Source organism: Empedobacter sp. UBA7252, from assembly GCF_002472765.1.
In the GTDB taxonomy this organism is placed as follows: Bacteria; Bacteroidota; Bacteroidia; order Flavobacteriales; family Weeksellaceae; genus Empedobacter; species Empedobacter falsenii_B.
The window spans coordinates 40,259-57,678 of the sequence record NZ_DKSQ01000087.1 but is presented as its reverse complement, the minus strand read 5'-3'; the positions used below and the strand labels follow the sequence as shown (position 1 = coordinate 57,678).

General features: G+C 31.0%; 17 protein-coding genes. 11 read left to right on the top strand and 6 right to left on the bottom strand.

From position 1 onward, the window contains the following. Positions 1 to 48: 48 nt before the first annotated feature. Together B2X73_RS12815 and B2X73_RS12810 are read right to left on the bottom strand one after the other, a co-directional pair. On the bottom strand, positions 49 to 2,061 hold the full coding sequence (locus B2X73_RS12815) for a fumarate reductase/succinate dehydrogenase flavoprotein subunit (RefSeq protein WP_286495219.1): 2,013 nt from the start codon (positions 2,059 to 2,061) through the stop codon (positions 49 to 51). A 17-nt stretch (positions 2,062 to 2,078) separates the two neighbouring features. Continuing rightward, positions 2,079 to 2,771, bottom strand: a complete 693-nt coding sequence (locus tag B2X73_RS12810; protein WP_291096579.1) for a succinate dehydrogenase cytochrome b subunit — start codon at positions 2,769 to 2,771, stop codon at positions 2,079 to 2,081. A gap of 326 nt (positions 2,772 to 3,097) precedes the next feature. Here B2X73_RS12810 and B2X73_RS12805 point away from each other — a divergent pair, with 326 nt between their 5' ends. From B2X73_RS12805 to B2X73_RS12765, 9 genes are all read left to right on the top strand, one after another. Further along, a complete protein-coding gene (locus tag B2X73_RS12805; RefSeq protein WP_038337221.1) occupies positions 3,098 to 3,598 on the top strand; it encodes an RNA polymerase sigma factor in 501 nt (166 codons plus the stop codon). After that, positions 3,598 to 4,239 carry a hypothetical protein gene (locus B2X73_RS12800; RefSeq protein ID WP_286495221.1) on the top strand — a complete coding sequence of 214 codons (642 nt, stop codon included), beginning with the start codon at positions 3,598 to 3,600 and terminating at the stop codon, positions 4,237 to 4,239. Before B2X73_RS12805 ends, B2X73_RS12800 begins: the two co-directional genes overlap by 1 nt. Positions 4,240 to 4,305: 66 nt before the next feature. Continuing rightward, positions 4,306 to 4,572 (top strand): hypothetical protein, encoded by a 267-nt coding sequence (locus tag B2X73_RS12795; protein WP_148098210.1) that lies wholly within the window; start codon positions 4,306 to 4,308, stop codon positions 4,570 to 4,572. Positions 4,573 to 4,622: 50 nt separating this feature from the next. Further along, a complete protein-coding gene (locus B2X73_RS12790; RefSeq protein ID WP_221855587.1) occupies positions 4,623 to 7,007 on the top strand; it encodes a TonB-dependent receptor in 2,385 nt (794 codons plus the stop codon). A gap of 7 nt (positions 7,008 to 7,014) precedes the next feature. Then, entirely contained in the window at positions 7,015 to 7,332 is a 318-nt protein-coding gene (locus B2X73_RS12785; protein WP_038337229.1) for a hypothetical protein, read from the top strand. Between the two features lie 53 nt (positions 7,333 to 7,385). Further along, complete coding sequence (locus B2X73_RS12780) at positions 7,386 to 7,838, top strand: DUF4625 domain-containing protein (protein WP_115001091.1); 453 nt, start codon at positions 7,386 to 7,388, stop codon at positions 7,836 to 7,838. 99 nt (positions 7,839 to 7,937) lie between these two features. Beyond that, complete coding sequence (locus B2X73_RS12775; protein WP_221855585.1) at positions 7,938 to 8,792, top strand: BadF/BadG/BcrA/BcrD ATPase family protein; 855 nt, start codon at positions 7,938 to 7,940, stop codon at positions 8,790 to 8,792. 2 nt (positions 8,793 to 8,794) lie between these two features. Then, complete coding sequence (locus B2X73_RS12770; protein WP_286495224.1) at positions 8,795 to 9,499, top strand: formyltransferase family protein; 705 nt, start codon at positions 8,795 to 8,797, stop codon at positions 9,497 to 9,499. Between the two features lie 101 nt (positions 9,500 to 9,600). Further along, positions 9,601 to 9,864 (top strand): hypothetical protein, encoded by a 264-nt coding sequence (locus B2X73_RS12765; RefSeq protein WP_286495225.1) that lies wholly within the window; start codon positions 9,601 to 9,603, stop codon positions 9,862 to 9,864. Here B2X73_RS12765 and B2X73_RS12760 read toward each other — a convergent pair. From B2X73_RS12760 to B2X73_RS12745, 4 genes are all read right to left on the bottom strand, one after another. Continuing rightward, positions 9,858 to 11,444, bottom strand: a complete 1,587-nt coding sequence (locus B2X73_RS12760; protein WP_286495226.1) for a hypothetical protein — start codon at positions 11,442 to 11,444, stop codon at positions 9,858 to 9,860. The genes B2X73_RS12765 and B2X73_RS12760 overlap by 7 nt on opposite strands. A gap of 495 nt (positions 11,445 to 11,939) precedes the next feature. Beyond that, positions 11,940 to 13,502, bottom strand: coding sequence for a hypothetical protein (locus tag B2X73_RS12755; protein ID WP_115001100.1), 1,563 nt, complete (start codon positions 13,500 to 13,502; stop codon positions 11,940 to 11,942). 4 nt (positions 13,503 to 13,506) lie between these two features. Beyond that, a complete protein-coding gene (locus B2X73_RS12750; RefSeq protein WP_280037837.1) occupies positions 13,507 to 14,553 on the bottom strand; it encodes an HlyD family secretion protein in 1,047 nt (348 codons plus the stop codon). Positions 14,554 to 14,555: 2 nt separating this feature from the next. Next, positions 14,556 to 15,887, bottom strand: a complete 1,332-nt coding sequence (locus B2X73_RS12745; protein WP_291049100.1) for a TolC family protein — start codon at positions 15,885 to 15,887, stop codon at positions 14,556 to 14,558. A 161-nt stretch (positions 15,888 to 16,048) separates the two neighbouring features. Here B2X73_RS12745 and B2X73_RS12740 point away from each other — a divergent pair, with 161 nt between their 5' ends. Further along, a complete protein-coding gene (locus B2X73_RS12740) occupies positions 16,049 to 16,861 on the top strand; it encodes an AraC family transcriptional regulator (protein ID WP_038336064.1) in 813 nt (270 codons plus the stop codon). A gap of 15 nt (positions 16,862 to 16,876) precedes the next feature. Then, positions 16,877 to 17,404 carry an NADPH-dependent FMN reductase gene (locus tag B2X73_RS12735; protein ID WP_221855853.1) on the top strand — a complete coding sequence of 176 codons (528 nt, stop codon included), beginning with the start codon at positions 16,877 to 16,879 and terminating at the stop codon, positions 17,402 to 17,404. Positions 17,405 to 17,420: the final 16 nt, after the last annotated feature.

Sequence of the window (17,420 nt, the reverse complement as noted above, 5' to 3'; positions counted from 1 at the left end):
TATTTTGACATTTTGCTTGAAGGTTTGTTATCAAGCAAAATGATTTTATTATTTATAACTACGAGTTTTAAGCTCGATATATTTGTAATTTAATTCCTCTTTGTGTAAAACCTCAGTGTTGATATCATCACCTTTATATTCCCAAGCGGCAACATAAGTATAATTTTCATCATCACGCATTGCTTCACCTTCTTCTGTTTGGTACTCCTCACGGAAGTGACCACCACAAGACTCATTACGGTTAAGAGCGTCAATTGCCATTAACTGTCCTAATTCTAAGAAGTCAGCTACACGTCCAGCTTTCTCTAACTCAGTGTTCATTTCGTTAGCATCACCAGGAACTTTTACATCACGGTAGAATTCTTCACGTAAAGCAGCAATTTCAGCAATCGCTTCTTTTAAACCTTGAGCATTACGAGCCATACCTACTTTGTTCCACATAATATTTCCTAAACGTTTGTGGAAACTATCTACAGTTTTAGTTCCTTTATTGCTTAAGAAATGTTGAATTTGGTCTTTAACAGCCTTTTCAGCTTCATCAAATTCTGGCGTATTTGTAGGAATTTTACCTGTACGAATATCTGCTGATAAATAATCTGCAATTGTATAAGGTAATACGAAATAACCATCTGCTAAACCTTGCATTAATGCAGAAGCTCCTAAACGGTTAGCTCCGTGATCAGAGAAGTTAGCTTCTCCTACTACGAAACATCCAGGAATTGTTGATTGTAAGTTGTAGTCAACCCAAACACCACCCATTGTGTAGTGAATTGCTGGATAGATACGCATTGGATTTTCGTATGGATTCTCATCTGTAATTTTCCAATACATTTGGAATAAGTTTCCATATTTCTCTTCAATCCATTTTTTACCTAATTTCTCGATTTCAGCATCTGATGGATTTTGATCTCCGTTTGCGAAAGCAACCTCACGACCTTTTTTCTTGATCTCATCTGTAAAATCTAAATAAACTCCTTCTCCAGTTTCATTTGCTTCAATACCATAACCAGCATCACAACGCTCTTTTGCAGCACGAGATGCAACGTCACGAGGAACTAAGTTACCAAATGCAGGATAACGTCTTTCTAAGTAGTAATCTCTGTCTTCTTCTTTGATATCAACTGCTTTTTTCTTACCAGCACGGATTGCTTCAGCATCTTCTTTCTTTTTAGGAACCCAGATACGACCAGAGTTACGTAAAGATTCAGACATTAAAGTCAATTTAGATTGATTTGTTCCGTGGATTGGAATACAAGTTGGGTGAATTTGTACATAACAAGGGTTAGCAAAATAAGCACCTTTTTTGTGAATTTTCCATGCTGAAGTTACGTTAGAACCCATTGCATTAGAAGATAAGAAATATACGTTTCCGTAACCACCAGTAGCAATAACTACTGCGTGAGCAGAATGTCTTTCGATTTCACCTGTAATTAAATTACGAGCGATAATACCACGAGCTTTACCATCTACAAGAACAATATCTAACATTTCGTGACGGTTGTACATTTGGATGTGCCCTAAGTGGATTTGCTGATTCATTGCTGAATAAGCTCCTAATAATAATTGTTGCCCTGTTTGACCTTTCGCATAGAAAGTACGAGATACTTGTACCCCACCAAAAGAACGATTATCTAATAACCCACCGTAATCACGTGCAAAAGGAACCCCTTGCATTACACATTGGTCGATAATATTACCAGAAACCTCCGCTAAACGATAAACGTTAGACTCACGAGCGCGGTAATCACCACCTTTGATTGTATCGTAAAATAAACGATAGATAGAGTCGTTATCTCCTTTATAATTTTTAGCAGCATTAATACCCCCTTGTGCAGCAATAGAGTGAGCACGACGAGGTGAATCTTGGTAACAGAAAGCTTTTACTTTATATCCTAACTCTGCTAAAGTAGCAGCTGCAGAACCACCAGCTAAACCAGTACCTACAACAATAACATCAATTTTATCACGGTTATTTGGAGCCACTAAGTTTAGGTGTGCTTTGTGTTCGCTCCATTGTTGTGCGATATCTCCTTCTGGAGATTTTGAATCTAATATACTCATTTCTTGATATTATTTAATTATTTAACAAAAAAATGGTAAACAGCGATGAAAATGAAACCTGCTGGAATTAAAATTGAATACCATTTCCCGAAAGCAACAATTACTGGAGTGTATTTGTTGTGTCTTGCACCAATAGATTGGAATGCTGATGCAAATCCATGTTGTAAGTGTAATGATAAAAATACAAATGCAACAATGTAAATTACTAATCTTACAAAACTTAAAGCACCTTCTAATGTGAAAACGTGGTTTAAGTGATCCATAAAGTAATTTCCTTGAGCAAACTCAGGATTTGGAACAATGTAGTGATCAGTAATTGTAGGAACCCAAAAGTCATACAAGTGTAATAATAAGAAAATTAAAATTACAGATCCAGAAACTAACATGTTTCTTGACATCCAAGAAGCATTTGCAGCACCATTATACTTTTGGTAAGCAACTGGTCCACGCGCTTTCTTGTTTTGCGCTTCTAATACAAACCCCATTACAAAGTGGTATACAACACCAATTAATAAAATAGGCTGCATTAAATATTGGATAAAAGGGTTATCACTCATGAAAGCCGAAACTTCATTGAACCCATTCGGATTAATAACAGATAATGCATTAATCACGAAATGTTGTAACAAGAACACGATCAAAAATAACGCTGAAAGCGCCATCGCGAACTTCTTACCAATCGACGATTTTAGTAATGATTCATTTGCCATAAAGCAATTCGTTTAATTTTTTAGATATTTCCACAAATTTAATCATCCCATTGCTCTAATCACAATGAATTATATCATTTCGTTAACAGATTTCAATAGTTTAGAATCATTCTTAGTTAATTAAGACATTTTTAACAATTTTTCTAAATTTTTATTGCTTAATAAATAATTAATTTCTATACTTGCAGTAGAAAAGTAGAACAACTTTTCATAGGTTTAAGTTAGTTAGGTTAATCCTCTTATATTTCTATAAGAGGATTTTTTATTTTTTTAGTTGTAACATTATTCTTTTTTTTACTACAAATAAAGAGCAACAGAATAATAGTTTGAATAATAAAGCAAAAATATTTACCGAATTAGTCGAGAAAAATCAGGGAATTATCCATAAGGTTTGTCGTATTTACACAGACGACAAGGATTCTCATGACGATTTATTTCAGGAAATTGTATTGCAATTATGGCGTTCTTACGATTCCTTCAAGGGAGATTCAAAATTTAGTACGTGGATGTATCGTGTTAGCTTAAACACAGCAATTACATTAATCAGAAAAAAAACAAAATCCAGTGAAACTGATTTTAATGAAGCTCAATTTTTAAACTTAAAATCAGACGACAAAGACGAATTTTTAGAAGAGCGTATCACACTTTTATACGCGGCAATTAGATTATTAAACGACGTAGAACGTGCATTGGTACTGCTATTTTTGGAAGACTTACCTTACAAAGACATTGCCGAAACTTTAGGAATTTCGGAAGTAAATGCACGAGTAAAGATGAACAGAGTGAAGATAAAATTAAAAGAAATAATGTCTAAAATGGAACAATAATGGAGTTAGATGACTTAAAATCAATTTGGGGTTCCATAAAGGAAGAAGAAAAGTTTGATCAAAATCAAATTTTTCAAATGTTGAAGAAAAAATCATCAACAACAATAAAATGGTTATTTATATTCACTTTTTTCGAATTTATCCTTTTTCTTGTCTACAATTTATATGTTTTAATTTCAGGAAAAAATTTTTTTAATAACGAAGTCAAAACATTAGTCGAAGAAAAAACAATTAACAATTACGAGATCGCTTCGGTTTTTAGTATTGTGATTACGTTTGGATTTTTGGTGATGGCTTATCGTTATTTAAAAAAAATAGATCTTAATCAATCTGTGGTCGATTTGATGAAAAACATTATTTCATTTCGTCGATTGGTGAACTTGTTTATTCTTTTCACCGTTTTAAGTTTAATTGTTTCTTCTGCCCCATTCTATTACGAATTAGGCCAATCTATTTATTTGGCAAAACACGCTCATGATATACAGCCAATTGTGAATAATGCTGCTGTTTATGGTTGGATTGCAATAATAACTGCTGTTGCTTTTATTGTGATTATAGGAACGGTTTATTATGGGATTATTTATTTTTTATTTTTAAGAAAACTTCAACAAAACATGAAAGAGTTGAAAGAAATGAAATAAAATCTTATTTTTGTAAACTGAATGAAAAAATTTATCCAATATCTTATGCTAACGATTTCACTGTTTATGACAGTGTATCAGTCTGCGCATATATTGGATCATGCTCTAAATAAAGAGCACAAAGAGCTGAAAGACAAATTCTCTAACGTACACGATCATAGCTGTACAATTTGCCATTTCAATCAACATTTTATAGAAAATGATTCAGAAATTGAGTTATTTGAATGGTCACAATCATTTATCCAAAAAGATAAAACACTTTACACAACTCGTGTAAAACAAGCTGTATTACTTACTCAAAAAAGTCTTCGAGCACCGCCCTACGCAATTTAATTTCAGAAAAAACCACCTTATTTTTTTAACGTTATTAAATTATTGTATTTATGTCAATCAACATAAAATGTAGTATTGCGGCTACATTATTGTGCGGAACTGTGTTTGCACAAAACATTTTCGAAGGTCAAATTATAGATAAAAATCAAAAACCAATTCCTTTCGCAACTGTATACTTCAACAACGAAGAATATCACACAAATGCCGAAGGAAAATTTAGAATTGAGAATTTAAACAAAGGAAATTATCAAGTTCAAATTGATGAGCAAGGTTACGAACCTTTTTCTCAAAATATTACGTTTGATTCTCAACAAAAATTTGTTTTTACACTTACTTTTCACAAAGCATATAATTTAGATGAAGTTACTGTTTTAGGGCATCATCACGATTTTTCAACAGCTAATGTAGAGCGTGTCGATCAATCTTATATTCAAGAAAACTATGCAGGATCATTAGCCAAATCACTTGAAAATATTGCAGGTGTTAATGCTTCTGGAATTGGATCATCAGCTTCAAAACCAATTATTCGTGGACTTGGTTTCAATCGATTAATTGTTGCTGAAAATGGTGTAAAACAAGAAGGACAACAATGGGGAGCCGATCATGGTTTGGAGATTGATGCGCTAAATGTTGAAGATGTCGAAGTGATAAAAGGGCCTGCGGCTTTGGAGTACGGAAATGAAGCTATTGCTGGAGTTATCAAGATTAACAATAACAATTTACCAGCGAAACATTCACTTTCTGGAGAAGCAAAAACTTTATATCAATCAATAAATGATAATTACGGAATTGGATTTAATTTGAAATCTCGTAACGATCATTTTTTCTATAAAATAAAAGGTTCTTATTCTGATTATGCAGACTACAGAACGACTACCGATCGCATTTATTACCTGAATCGCTATTTACCAATTTACAATAAACGTGTAAAAAATACGGCTGGACAAGATTTGAATGCTGAAATACAAACAGGTTATATTGGTGAGAAATTTCGTTCAATTTTAACGGTTTCTAACGTTAATCAGAAAATCGGTTTCTTTCCTGGTTCACACGGAATTCCTTCTGTAGATAGACTTCAAGATGATGGAAATTATAGAAATATCGAATTTCCTTATCAAAAAGTGAATCATTTTAAAGTAATTTCCGAAAATGAATTTCGTTTAAATTCAAAAGACGTTTTAAAATTTTTAGCAAGTTATCAAAACAATCGTCGACAAGAAGTTAGTTCATTTCACACACATTATGCAAATCAACCAGTTCCAACAAAAAATCCTGATTTAGAATTAGATTTTAATTTATCAACGTATGATTCTCAATTAAAATTTGAACATAATCATAGCAAAAATTTCAAAACAATAATTGGCGCACAAGCGCAATTACAAGCCAATAATATTGCCGGTTACAATTATTTATTACCAAAATATGACCGAAATATTTTTAGCGGATTTTTGATTGAAGAATTCAAAAAAGGAAATCGTTGGAAAGTAACTGCTGGTTTACGTTACGATTATTCGACGTTCAAATCGGAAGGTTATTTTGATGAATTTCTTTACAATTATTTGATTGAAAAAGGTAATTCTGAAGGCATTGCAGATTATTATGCAAATCGTAGCAAATCAATCGATCGTAGTTTCAGTAATTTAAACGGAATGATTGGTGCAACTTTTCAACCAAATGATTTATGGGATTTCAACTTGAATGTTGGAACAAATTTCCGTTTACCAACCGCTATAGAATTGGGTTCTAACGGAATTCATCACGGTAGTTTTAGACATGAACGAGGTGACGAAAATCTTGATATAGAAAAAGGAATTGCTGTAGATTTCAAATCTGTTTTTCACAAAAATGATTGGAATATTTCGCTAAGTCCGTATTTATATTATTTCAGCAATTATATTTTCTTAAAACCTTCGGGACAATTTTCGATTCTTCCTCATGGTGGACAAATTTATCAATATACACAAAGCAAAGCTTTGTTGACTGGTTTTGAATTTGAAGTTCGTAAGAAAATCAACGAAAATTTTGATGCAAATCTTGTGTACGAATATTTATACAATCGACAAATTACGGAAAATAAAAAATTCGGAAATTATCTTCCTTTCACTCCTGCAAATAATTTATTTGGACAAATTAATTATAAAATCAATCAAAATATTGCATTTTTAGAAGGTTTGAGCTTTTTTGCAAATGGAAAATATACATTTGAGCAAGATAAAATTGCACAAAATGAAGATATCACTCCAAGTTATTTCTTGGTTGGAATTGGAGGAAAAACGAAACTTAAATTCAATAATTTTAGTGCAAATTTAAGTGTTCAGGTTTCTAATTTATTCAATAAAAACTATTACAATCACACCAGTTTTTATCGTGCATTGCAATTACCAGAACAAGCTCGAAACATACAAATTATGTTAGGAATTCCGTTCGGAAAATAGTTGATACATGAAAAAGAAACATCCTATTTTTGGACTTTTCTTTAGTATTATTCTTTTTTCGATTCCAACTTTTAATCAATTACATTTTTCTTTAATCGATCATTCACAAGATTTTTCGAATCAAAAGAAAGAAATTATTCATCATCAATGTAATCATTTCACCTATTACTCTGTCTTTATTGACACGCATGATGAACCAAAAATAGAATCAAAACCGAACGAAGAATTTTACAGTAAAGAAAGTTTTGAACAAGTAGAAAAAATTAAACATTCTACAATTGAATATCATTTTACACGAGGTCCGCCTCAGGATTTTGTTTATTAATAAATCAACCAAAATCTTAAAAAAATAATATTCAATTCAAAAAAAATAAAACAATGAAAAATTCAATTTTAAACTATTCATTTATAACATTATCAGCATTATTCATTACATCTTGTTCATCAGATGATTCTTCATTAGATACAACAAAACCTGAAATTAATTTGATTGCACCTAAAGACCACGATGAATTTCATTTAGGCGAAACCATCTCAATTGATGCTATTTTGAAAGACAATGTAGAATTGGGAACGGTAAAAATTGAAATTCATTCCGCAGAAGATGGTCATCAACACAGAACAGCAAATGTTAATTGGACGTATGATGCAGAAGAAGCTATTCCAGCAGGAAAAACTGAGCACACATTAAGTCATAAAGTAAATATTCCTACAGAAGGAATTACGGAAGGACATTATCACTTAGGATTATTCTTAATTGATCGCGCTGGAAATCAAACGCAATCTTTTATCGAAATCGTTGTAGGTGAAGATTACGACCATGATCACTAAAAAAAAAATTTGAAAACGTCCGAAATTTCGGGCGTTTTTTTATGTGCATTGTTAAAAGAATACTATTTTAGCACTCTTCAATTATATCAAAACAAAAAAATGATTGCAATAGCAGATAGTGGTTCTACTAAAACGGATTGGGTAATTTTAGATAGCGACCTTAATGAAGTTTTTAGAACAAGTACAATTGGATTTAATCCGTATTTTGTAACAGCAGAAGATATTACGACTGAATTACAAAAAAATGAAGATTTTGCACCTGTTGCAAATGATTTCGCAAAAATCTTTTTTTATGGTGCTGGAACTTCCAGCGAAACAATGCATGCTGTTGTTAAAGAAGGTTTACAAAACTTCTTTACAAATGCTGAATTTGTAATAGACCATGATTTATTAGCCGCTTGTTATGCCACTTACATGGGAAAACCTGCAATGGTCTGTATCTTAGGAACAGGTTCTAACTCTTGTTATTTCGATGGAACAACAATGCGTGAAGAAACAAAATCTTTAGCTTATATCTTAGGAGACGAAGGTTCTGGAAATGACTTAGGAAAACGTGTATTACGCGCTTTTTATACAAAAAAAATGCCTCCACATTTAGCAAAAGCTTTTGATGATTATTATAAATTATCTGTAGATGAGTTAAATAAAAATGTGTACCAAAATAAATTTGCAAATACATATTTAGCTTCTTTCAATAAATTTGTTGTTGAACATAAAAATGATCCATTTATTCAGAAAATTATTTATGATGCGATGTCTTCTTTTATCGAATATCAAATTATGCCTTACGAAGAAGCTCGTCATTCTGAATTAAATTTTATTGGTTCAATTGCTCATATTTACGAAGATGTTATTCGTTCAGTTGCGGCAGAATATCACTTAACAGTTGGTCATATTATTAGAAAACCAATTGATAATGTTGTTGATTATCACAAAAAATATTTGATTAAATAAGCATGGCAGCTCAACCAAAAATAGCGGTAATTTCTTACAATACTCCTCATCGCAAAACACAAGATGTTTTGCACGGATTAAAAGCTAAAGGTTATCAAAATGTAAAAATATTTGCTTTGCCTTTTGTACAAAGAGAAAATCCGTTCAAACCAATTTATCAACATCGTCCAAGTAAAGCGATTCAAGTAAATTTAGATGATTACTGTAATAATTTTGGTTATAATTTCGATTTGACAACTGCTGAAACGTTGAATAATCAATTAAACGATTATAAAGCTGAATATGTAATTATTGCAGGTGCGGGATTATTACCAGATGAGTTGGTTGACAATCATAAAATTATCAATACACACCCAGGTTTTTTACCTTTGACAAGAGGTTTAGATTCATTAAAATGGGCAATCACAAAAGGAGTCGAAATTGGTGTTACAACTCATTTTGTAGACACAGAAGCCGATGCTGGCTTTTTGATTGAACAACAATATGTTCCTGTTTACGGGAATGATACGTTTCATTCTTTGGCTAATCGTCAATATGAAACAGAAATTGAAATGTTAGTTAATTCGATTGAATTAATACCAACACTTTCAGAATTCAAATCACTTTCATCAAATGAATTTGAAGCGACGCGCAGAATGCCAAAAGCTATTGAAGAAAATTTGATGCAAGCATTTGACACTTACAAAGAAAAATATAAAAGGGATTAAAAATTTTTTAGAAAAAAATTAAAAAGCTAACCGAATTGGTTAGCTTTTTTGTTGAATCTATTTTTTAATTTGATTTTACTATCTTTAATAAAATAATTAAGATGAACAAAGAAAAACCTTTGAGCGAATTAACATTAGAAGAATTAAATGAAAAAAGAAAAAAAGTTAATAAACTTAATCTTAGCATTCAAATTCCTTTATTACTCATTGCAATCGTTTTATTAATTCTGAAGATGACAAACAAATATGATATCAATGTAACATTCGTTATTTTATTATCATGTTCTGTAACTTTTATTCCTCTTATAACAGGTTTAGCGAAAATAAATGCAGAAATCAATACCAGAAAAAAAGCGAATCAATGAGTTTCTTTTCTCTTTTTCCTAAGATGTAAAATTCCTTTGATTGGATTATAAATCATAATAAAAACCATCATTACAATTCCGAAATAAAATAAGGTTCTAAAAATTTGAATATCTGCGATCAACAAAGCTTGATTATACAATTGAGATTTTAGATTGCTTGCTGTCAAACTGATAGACTCATTTACTAAATGAGTTGTATCGTGTTTATTGAATAGATTATTCCATTGTTCTTGAAAAATTGTATTGGTAATATCTAAATTTTTCGTCATCAAAAATTGATGTTTAGTCGTCAAGAAAAGAATTGCATTTTGCATAATCGAAAAACTAATTGTTGACGACCAATAACGCATTGCAACTGCTGCTTGCATGGTATTCATAGAAAAATTAGCATGTACAGAACATACCATATATTGCAAAATTGGCGCAAACAACATTCCTTGTCCCATTCCTTCCATCAACAATGGCGGAATAACTGCATTCGGACGAGTATCTGGAACCAAAATGTAACTAAACCACAACATAGCAAACGTTAAACAAAAAAAACCTCCAAAAAACACATACTTATATTGCGTTTGAAATTGTGTTATGATGTAATAAGCAAACAATGCTCCAATATAAATTCCGGCACAATTATAATATTGTATTTGCAAAACAAACTCCCAATTCCATTTCCAAACAACATTCATCACTTGATAAATGTTACTCATACTCGATTTGAAAATATAAAATGTAAAAAACAACAACATACCTACAATAACTCTTTCGGAACGAAGAATCTCGAAATGGAAAATTGGTTTTTTAGACGTTAATTGTTGCAAAATAAATAAGCCTGAGAAAATAAACATTGCAGCAAACGCAATAACGATATAAAGCGATTCGAACCAATAATATCTTTTACCATAAATCAATAAAAAAGCTCCTGCTATTAATGACATCATCATCAAAAAATAACCCGCCAAATTTAACTGATACAATGGTTTTTTGGGATACAATCTACCATGACTAAAGAGAAAAACATAAATCAATAACGATAAAACATGAAAAAAGATGACAGTATAAATCACCATATTGAAATTATAATTTTCGATGGCAAATTTTACAATAGAGGTTGTATATTTATCAGCCGTCATCATAAATCCATACAAAAACGTATTTCCTAATAATCGTCCATATTCGCCTTTTATACGCGACATAATTAGCGGAACAATAATACATCCTTCGAGATAAGATGTTGTTCCTTGTATCACACGAAGTAAATAAATCAATTGCGTATTTGTTGTCAACGAAATTATTAACATTAATATAATATTGATAATAGTCATAAACAATAAATAAGAGCGAATATTAAAGAACTGAAAAAGCCGTTCGTTAATAAAAAGTCCACAAACAATTGTGGCGTAAGCCAAAGAAAAAATGAATTGTAAATCGTCTACATCAACATCTAGAAATGAAGCTGTAAATGTACTATTCATATTGAAAAGTGAGAGAATCATCACATGCGGAATCAACGCGGCAATGAGAATTGGAAGCACCAATTTTTCTGGTATCCATTTCTTGAAAATGGGATGTTGATTGTGCATTGAGTTATTTATTCAATTTTACAATCAAGTTCAAAACATTCATTCGAAAGTTTGTCTAATTAAAAATATTTTATTGATTTCGTGATTATCTTACCTAAAAAGTAAAAAAAGGAAGCTGCCTGAGAAAAGTCAAAAGGCTAAAATGTGATTCTGAATAATAAATCGTTAAAATACGATGATTCATTTTATAAAAATATAACAAATTTAAAATCAATAAAATACAACTAACATTTATTAAAACAATTAATCATTTTTCGTTTGATTTATTTTGATGGCAAAAGTAAGTGCTAGCGCATAAAAACAAGTTGATTATTTGAGAATAAAATTTGTTCATTTAAGCCATTTATAAATTTAAAAAACTTTAAAATATGACCTTTCTACAGGATAATTTTGATAAAATATTCATTTTAAAAAATTTGTCATAAAAAAAAACGTACTTGATTCTATTAAATCAAATACGCCAATTAAATAAAAAAGTAATATATAAAAATTATTTTAACGATGTAAAAGTCTATTTTTTATCGGTTGATAAAGAATTACAAAAATCGCAGCGATAATTCCCACAACAAACAATGTTCGGAAAATCTCTATATTACTAACCAACAAAGCTTGGTTATACAATTTTGCTTTTAAAGCTGCGGCAGTAATACTTTCTGCTTCGTTTGGAAGATGACTCGCAATATTTTTATTGAACAAACTATTCCATTGTTGTTGGAAAATCGGACTCGTTTTGTCTAAATTTTTGGTCATCAAAAATTGATGTTTAGTCGTCAAGTATAAAATTGCATTTTGCATCAGCGAAAAACCAATTGTTGTCGTCCAAAAACGAATCGCCGTACCTGCTTGCGCCGCACTACCAGTAATAGAAGGATGTACAGAACCTGTAATATACAACACTAATGGCGTAAAAATAACACCTTGCGCAATTCCTTCTAATATCAGCGTTGGCGCTACTGCCTCGACTTTTGTATCTGGATAAAACAAGTAACTAAACCACAACATGCTCATGGCTAAAAGTACAAATCCAAGAAAAAATATTTTTCTAAAATCAACTTTATTTTTAACCATGAAAAATGAAAATACAATACCAATGATGGAACCTGCTACATTAAAATATTGAATCTGCAACACATATTCCCATTGCCATTTCCAAACTGTTGACATGACTTGGTAAATATTGCTCATCCCAGCACGCAAAGTATAGAAAACAAAAAACATTAATATTCCTAAAATGACACGTTCTGATCTGAAAATCTCAAAATGAAACAAAGGTCGTTTGGCTGTTTTTTGATGCAATAAAAATAAGCCACTAAAAACGAGTGTTGATGCAAATGCTGTGATAATAATTGGCGATTCGAACCAATAATATTTTTTCCCATAAATCAAGAAAAACGCGCCAGAAATTAGGGAAATAATCATCAAGAAAATTCCTCCTAAATTTAATTGATACAATGGTTTTTTAGGAAACATTCTGTTGTGATTAAAGAAAAATACATAAATAATTAATGCTACAACATGAAAACTCATAATCGTATACACCATCATATTGTGGTTATAATTCTCAATCGCAAACTTCACGATAGAAGTCGTAAATTTATCACCTGTTAACATTACGCCATACAAAAACGAATAAGCAATCAATTTTGAATGTTCACTTTTAATATTCGACATAATGATTGGCAACAAAATACAACCTTCGAAAAGCGATAAAGGTCCTTGAATAAAACGCAGAATCAAAATCAATTCTGTATTTGTCGTTAATGTCATTCCAAACAATACCAAAATGTTAAGCATGGTCATTGTTAGCAAATAACTTCTGATATTGAAAAAGTGAAAAAATCGAACGTGAATAAATAAGCCACAAACAATAGTGGCATACGCCATCGAAAAAAGGAACTGCAAATCGTCGACCTCCAAATCCAAAAATGATGCTGTAAACGTACTATTCATGTTGAATATAGTCAAAATCATCAAGTGTGGAAATAGCGCAAGGATAAAAATTGGCACAACCAATTTTTGCGGAACCCATTTATTAAATATTGAATTTTGTTGTGACATTTATTTAATTTACTTTTTCTGCGGAAACATTTACATTCATTCCGGTACGTAATTTTTCGTTGTTTTTAGACTCTTTCAGAATTATTTTTACAGGAAAACGTTGTTCAATTTTCACGAAGTTTCCTGTAGCATTATCAGGTTTAATCAAAGCAAACTCAGACCCAGAAGCTGGCGAAAGTGATTCAATTTTTCCTTCAAACTCAATGTATTTGTAGGCATCAGCTTTTATAATAACTGGTTGATCCAAATCGATTTCTCCAATTTGCGTTTCTTTAAAATTTGCAACAATCCATTTCTCTTTCGAAACTACTTGCACCAAGGCCTGCCCTTCTTTTATTAACTGACCTTCTTGTATATTTTTTGTTCCAACCCAACCATCGTAAGGTGCTACAACATAGGTATATGAGAGAATAAGTTTAGCATCGTTCAATTGGGCTTTTCGTTGTAAAATTTGAGTTTTTGCAGGCGCAACTTTTGTTTGTTCTGCAGACGCACTAACATTCACGGCATTACGTTGTTGTTCCAAAGCACTCAAACTTGCTTTTGCTTGTTTATATTTCGCTTCAACTTCTTCAAACTGTTGCACGGTTGCAGCATCTTCTTGCACTAAATTTTTGAAACGATTATAATCTTTTTCAGTTCTCCAAACCTCTATTTTAGCAGCTTCTATATTTGCATTAACAATATTAACATCACTTGATTTTGTATCTACCGCTTTTTCATATGTTAAAACAGATTGCGAAGTCGATTCTAAATTTGCTTCTGCAATATCAATCTGGTTCTGAAATTCTCTATTGTCAATCACAACAAGCGTATCACCTTTGTGTACAAATTGATTTTCTTCGAAATTTACTTTTTTGATAAAACCAGAAACTTTACTCGAAACTGGCGTAATATATTGTCGCACTTGCGCGTCATTTGTATTGACATGTGAACTCGAAAAGAAATAAAACCAAGCTACTGCAGTGATTCCTATGATAATAAAAATCCAAGCAATCGCAGAAAGCGTTCTATTCATTCGTTTTTCTCCTTTTGTCTGTTGTTTTCCCATTTTTATAAGTTTCCTAAAATGTATTGTAATTGATAGTATTTTAATTGTTTGTTAATTTGCAATGAAATCAAATTCGATTGAGCTTCTAAATAAGCGTTATCCGCATCGATAAGTTCTGTAATCAAACTCAATTTGTTGACATATTTTGTTCTAACAATTCGATAATTTTCTTTGGCTTGACCAATTGCATCTTCCGCAATTTTTATTTTATCGATCGATTCTTCTAATCGTTTATTCGCTGCAAAAACATCATGTCGAATTTGTTCTTCTTTCTCTTCTATTTCTAATTTTGCAATTGAAATGTTACGATCTGCGATTTGCATTTTTTGTTTATTCTTGAAAAAATTACTCAACGGAATCGAAACATTTACACCAACAGAACCAAATCTGTACAAATATTCTTCTGGTGGAAAAAACATAAAGTTTGGATAATTATATCCATATTCCGCTCCAGCAGTTATTTTTGGTAATGTATTAGCTTTGGTAATTTTCTTATCAATTTCTTTCAAATTCAAATCATCTTTCGCAATTTTCAAGCTTTCACTTTGATCTATTGCTTCCAAAATCATTTCATCAACCAAACCCAAATGCTCTTCATTTGTAAACAAATCATTGGTGTCAATATGCATTTCTTGATTTTCTGGTAAGGCTAAAATTGTTTTGATTTGATGTTCAATAATCGAAATTTCATTCGCCAATTCTGTAAAAGACATTTTATGATTTGACAATTGCAATTCTGTTCTCAAGACTTCGTTGTAGGTTACCAAACCATTTTTTTTCAAGGATTCTGTTTGTTTAATCACAACCGAATCTTCTCTCATTTTATCTGAAATTAACTTTTGTTGTTCTTGCAAATGCAACGCTTGTAAATAAGCTGTGATGATTTGCATTCTCAATTCTCGTTCATCTTTTCGAACTTGCAGTTTCGAAATATTAGTTTCTATTTCAGATTTTTTCTCATCATTTTTTAATTTACCACCTAAATAAATTGGAATTTCTGCCGAAAGTGTAAAATCGTATTTCACTCGAGGAACAGCATATTTTGTAGAAGGTTTTAGAAAACCGTCTTCATATTGGCGTAAATTACTCAAAACATGAAAACCAGTATGAAAGTCTACATCTGGCAATTTCTCATTTTTAAGATCTTTCTCTTTTAATTCAGCAATATTAGTTTTTAAAGCGCTAATTTGTAATTTTTTATTATTTTGAAGTCCAATTTCAATTGCTTTGCTTAATTTCAGTTGGTTATAGTCTATTTCATTTTGAGCATAACTCAACCCACTCAGCATTAACAACAATGTAAGCAACTGATATTTAACGAATTTAAATATCATTTTGTATTATTTATAAGTCTGTTATTGATTTTTAGTGATGCAAAGTTACATTCAAAACACCTTTACCCTCTTGATAAAAAAAGAAAATAATTTGCTCATTTACGCCAAAATAAAGTAATTTGCAAAAGCAAAAATATTTCACTTTATAAAAGTATAAAACAATGTTGTTTGATCAGTTTTTTTTTAACGAAGTTGACAAATCTAAAGTCCATTTTTACATACAACATGCACATTTAGATACGATAGGAACGCGCGTACATGAACACAAAAAAGCACAATTATTATATGCAGAAGGCGGAATTGTACATGTTTTTGTAAACGACAAACATTGGTATTTGCCTGCGCGTTGTTTTATGTGGATTCCTGCAAATACGCCACATTCTATCTTAACGAATAGTAAAACAGGCGATTTGTATAACTTTTATTTCAAGACCGAAAAAGAAGAAAACGATTTTTATTCGATTACAAATATTTATTACACGAATGAGTTGTTAAGGGAAATGATTTTGTACACCAAAAATTGGAGTGGATCAATTTCGGAAAAAGATCCTGCAAAATATGATTTTGTAAAAGCCATACGATCTATTCTACCCGAAATGGAATCGAACAAATTACCTGCTTTTATTCAGCATCCATTTCCAAAAGATCAGAAACTGATTGATATTGCTCGATTTCTGATGAAAAATATCGAGAAAAACTATACAATAGATGAAGTTGCGCAACAATTTGGTTTGAGCACGCGAACATTATCTCGAAAATTCAAAGATAATATGGGAATTAATTATGTTCGATTTTTACGCGCATTACGTATCACAAAATCATTGGAATTGATTGCTGAAAATAAATACAATATGTACGAAATCGCAATGTTAGTTGGTTATAATTCGTTGTCATCTTTCAGTAATATTTTTCAGAAAGTTTCAGGAATTCGACCAACAGAATATGCGCAATTATTACACACAAAAAAACAATAACTTAAGATAAAAACTATGATTATTAAAGCTTTTGCCGGAAGTAACAGCTCTACTTCTATCAATAAACAACTCGTAACTTATGCTTCTTCTTTATTAAACAAAGATCAAATTGAGATTTTAGATTTAGATGACTTTGATATTCCTACTTTTGATATTGATATAGAAAAAGAACAAGGTTTTTCTGATGAAGTAAAACGATTTTATCAAAAACTTGTTGATTCTGATATTTTACTTATTTCATTAGCAGAACATAATGCTTGCATTACAGCAGTTTTTAAAAGCTATATGGATTGGTGCTCAAGAATTAATTATAAATTTCTTGAAGGAAAAAAGGTCTTCGTTATGAGTACATCTCCTGGTGGTTATGGAGCTAAAAACTCTTTAGAAATAGGTTCTAAATTAATTACAAAATTGGGAGGTGACATTTTAGTCGATTTCTCTTTGCCTAAATTCAACGAAAATTTTGCAGAAGATAAAATCACTAATGAAGAATTAAACAGAGAATTGATTCTTAAAATTGATGAATTTAGAAAAAAAATATAAGTTTTTATCTTTTCCT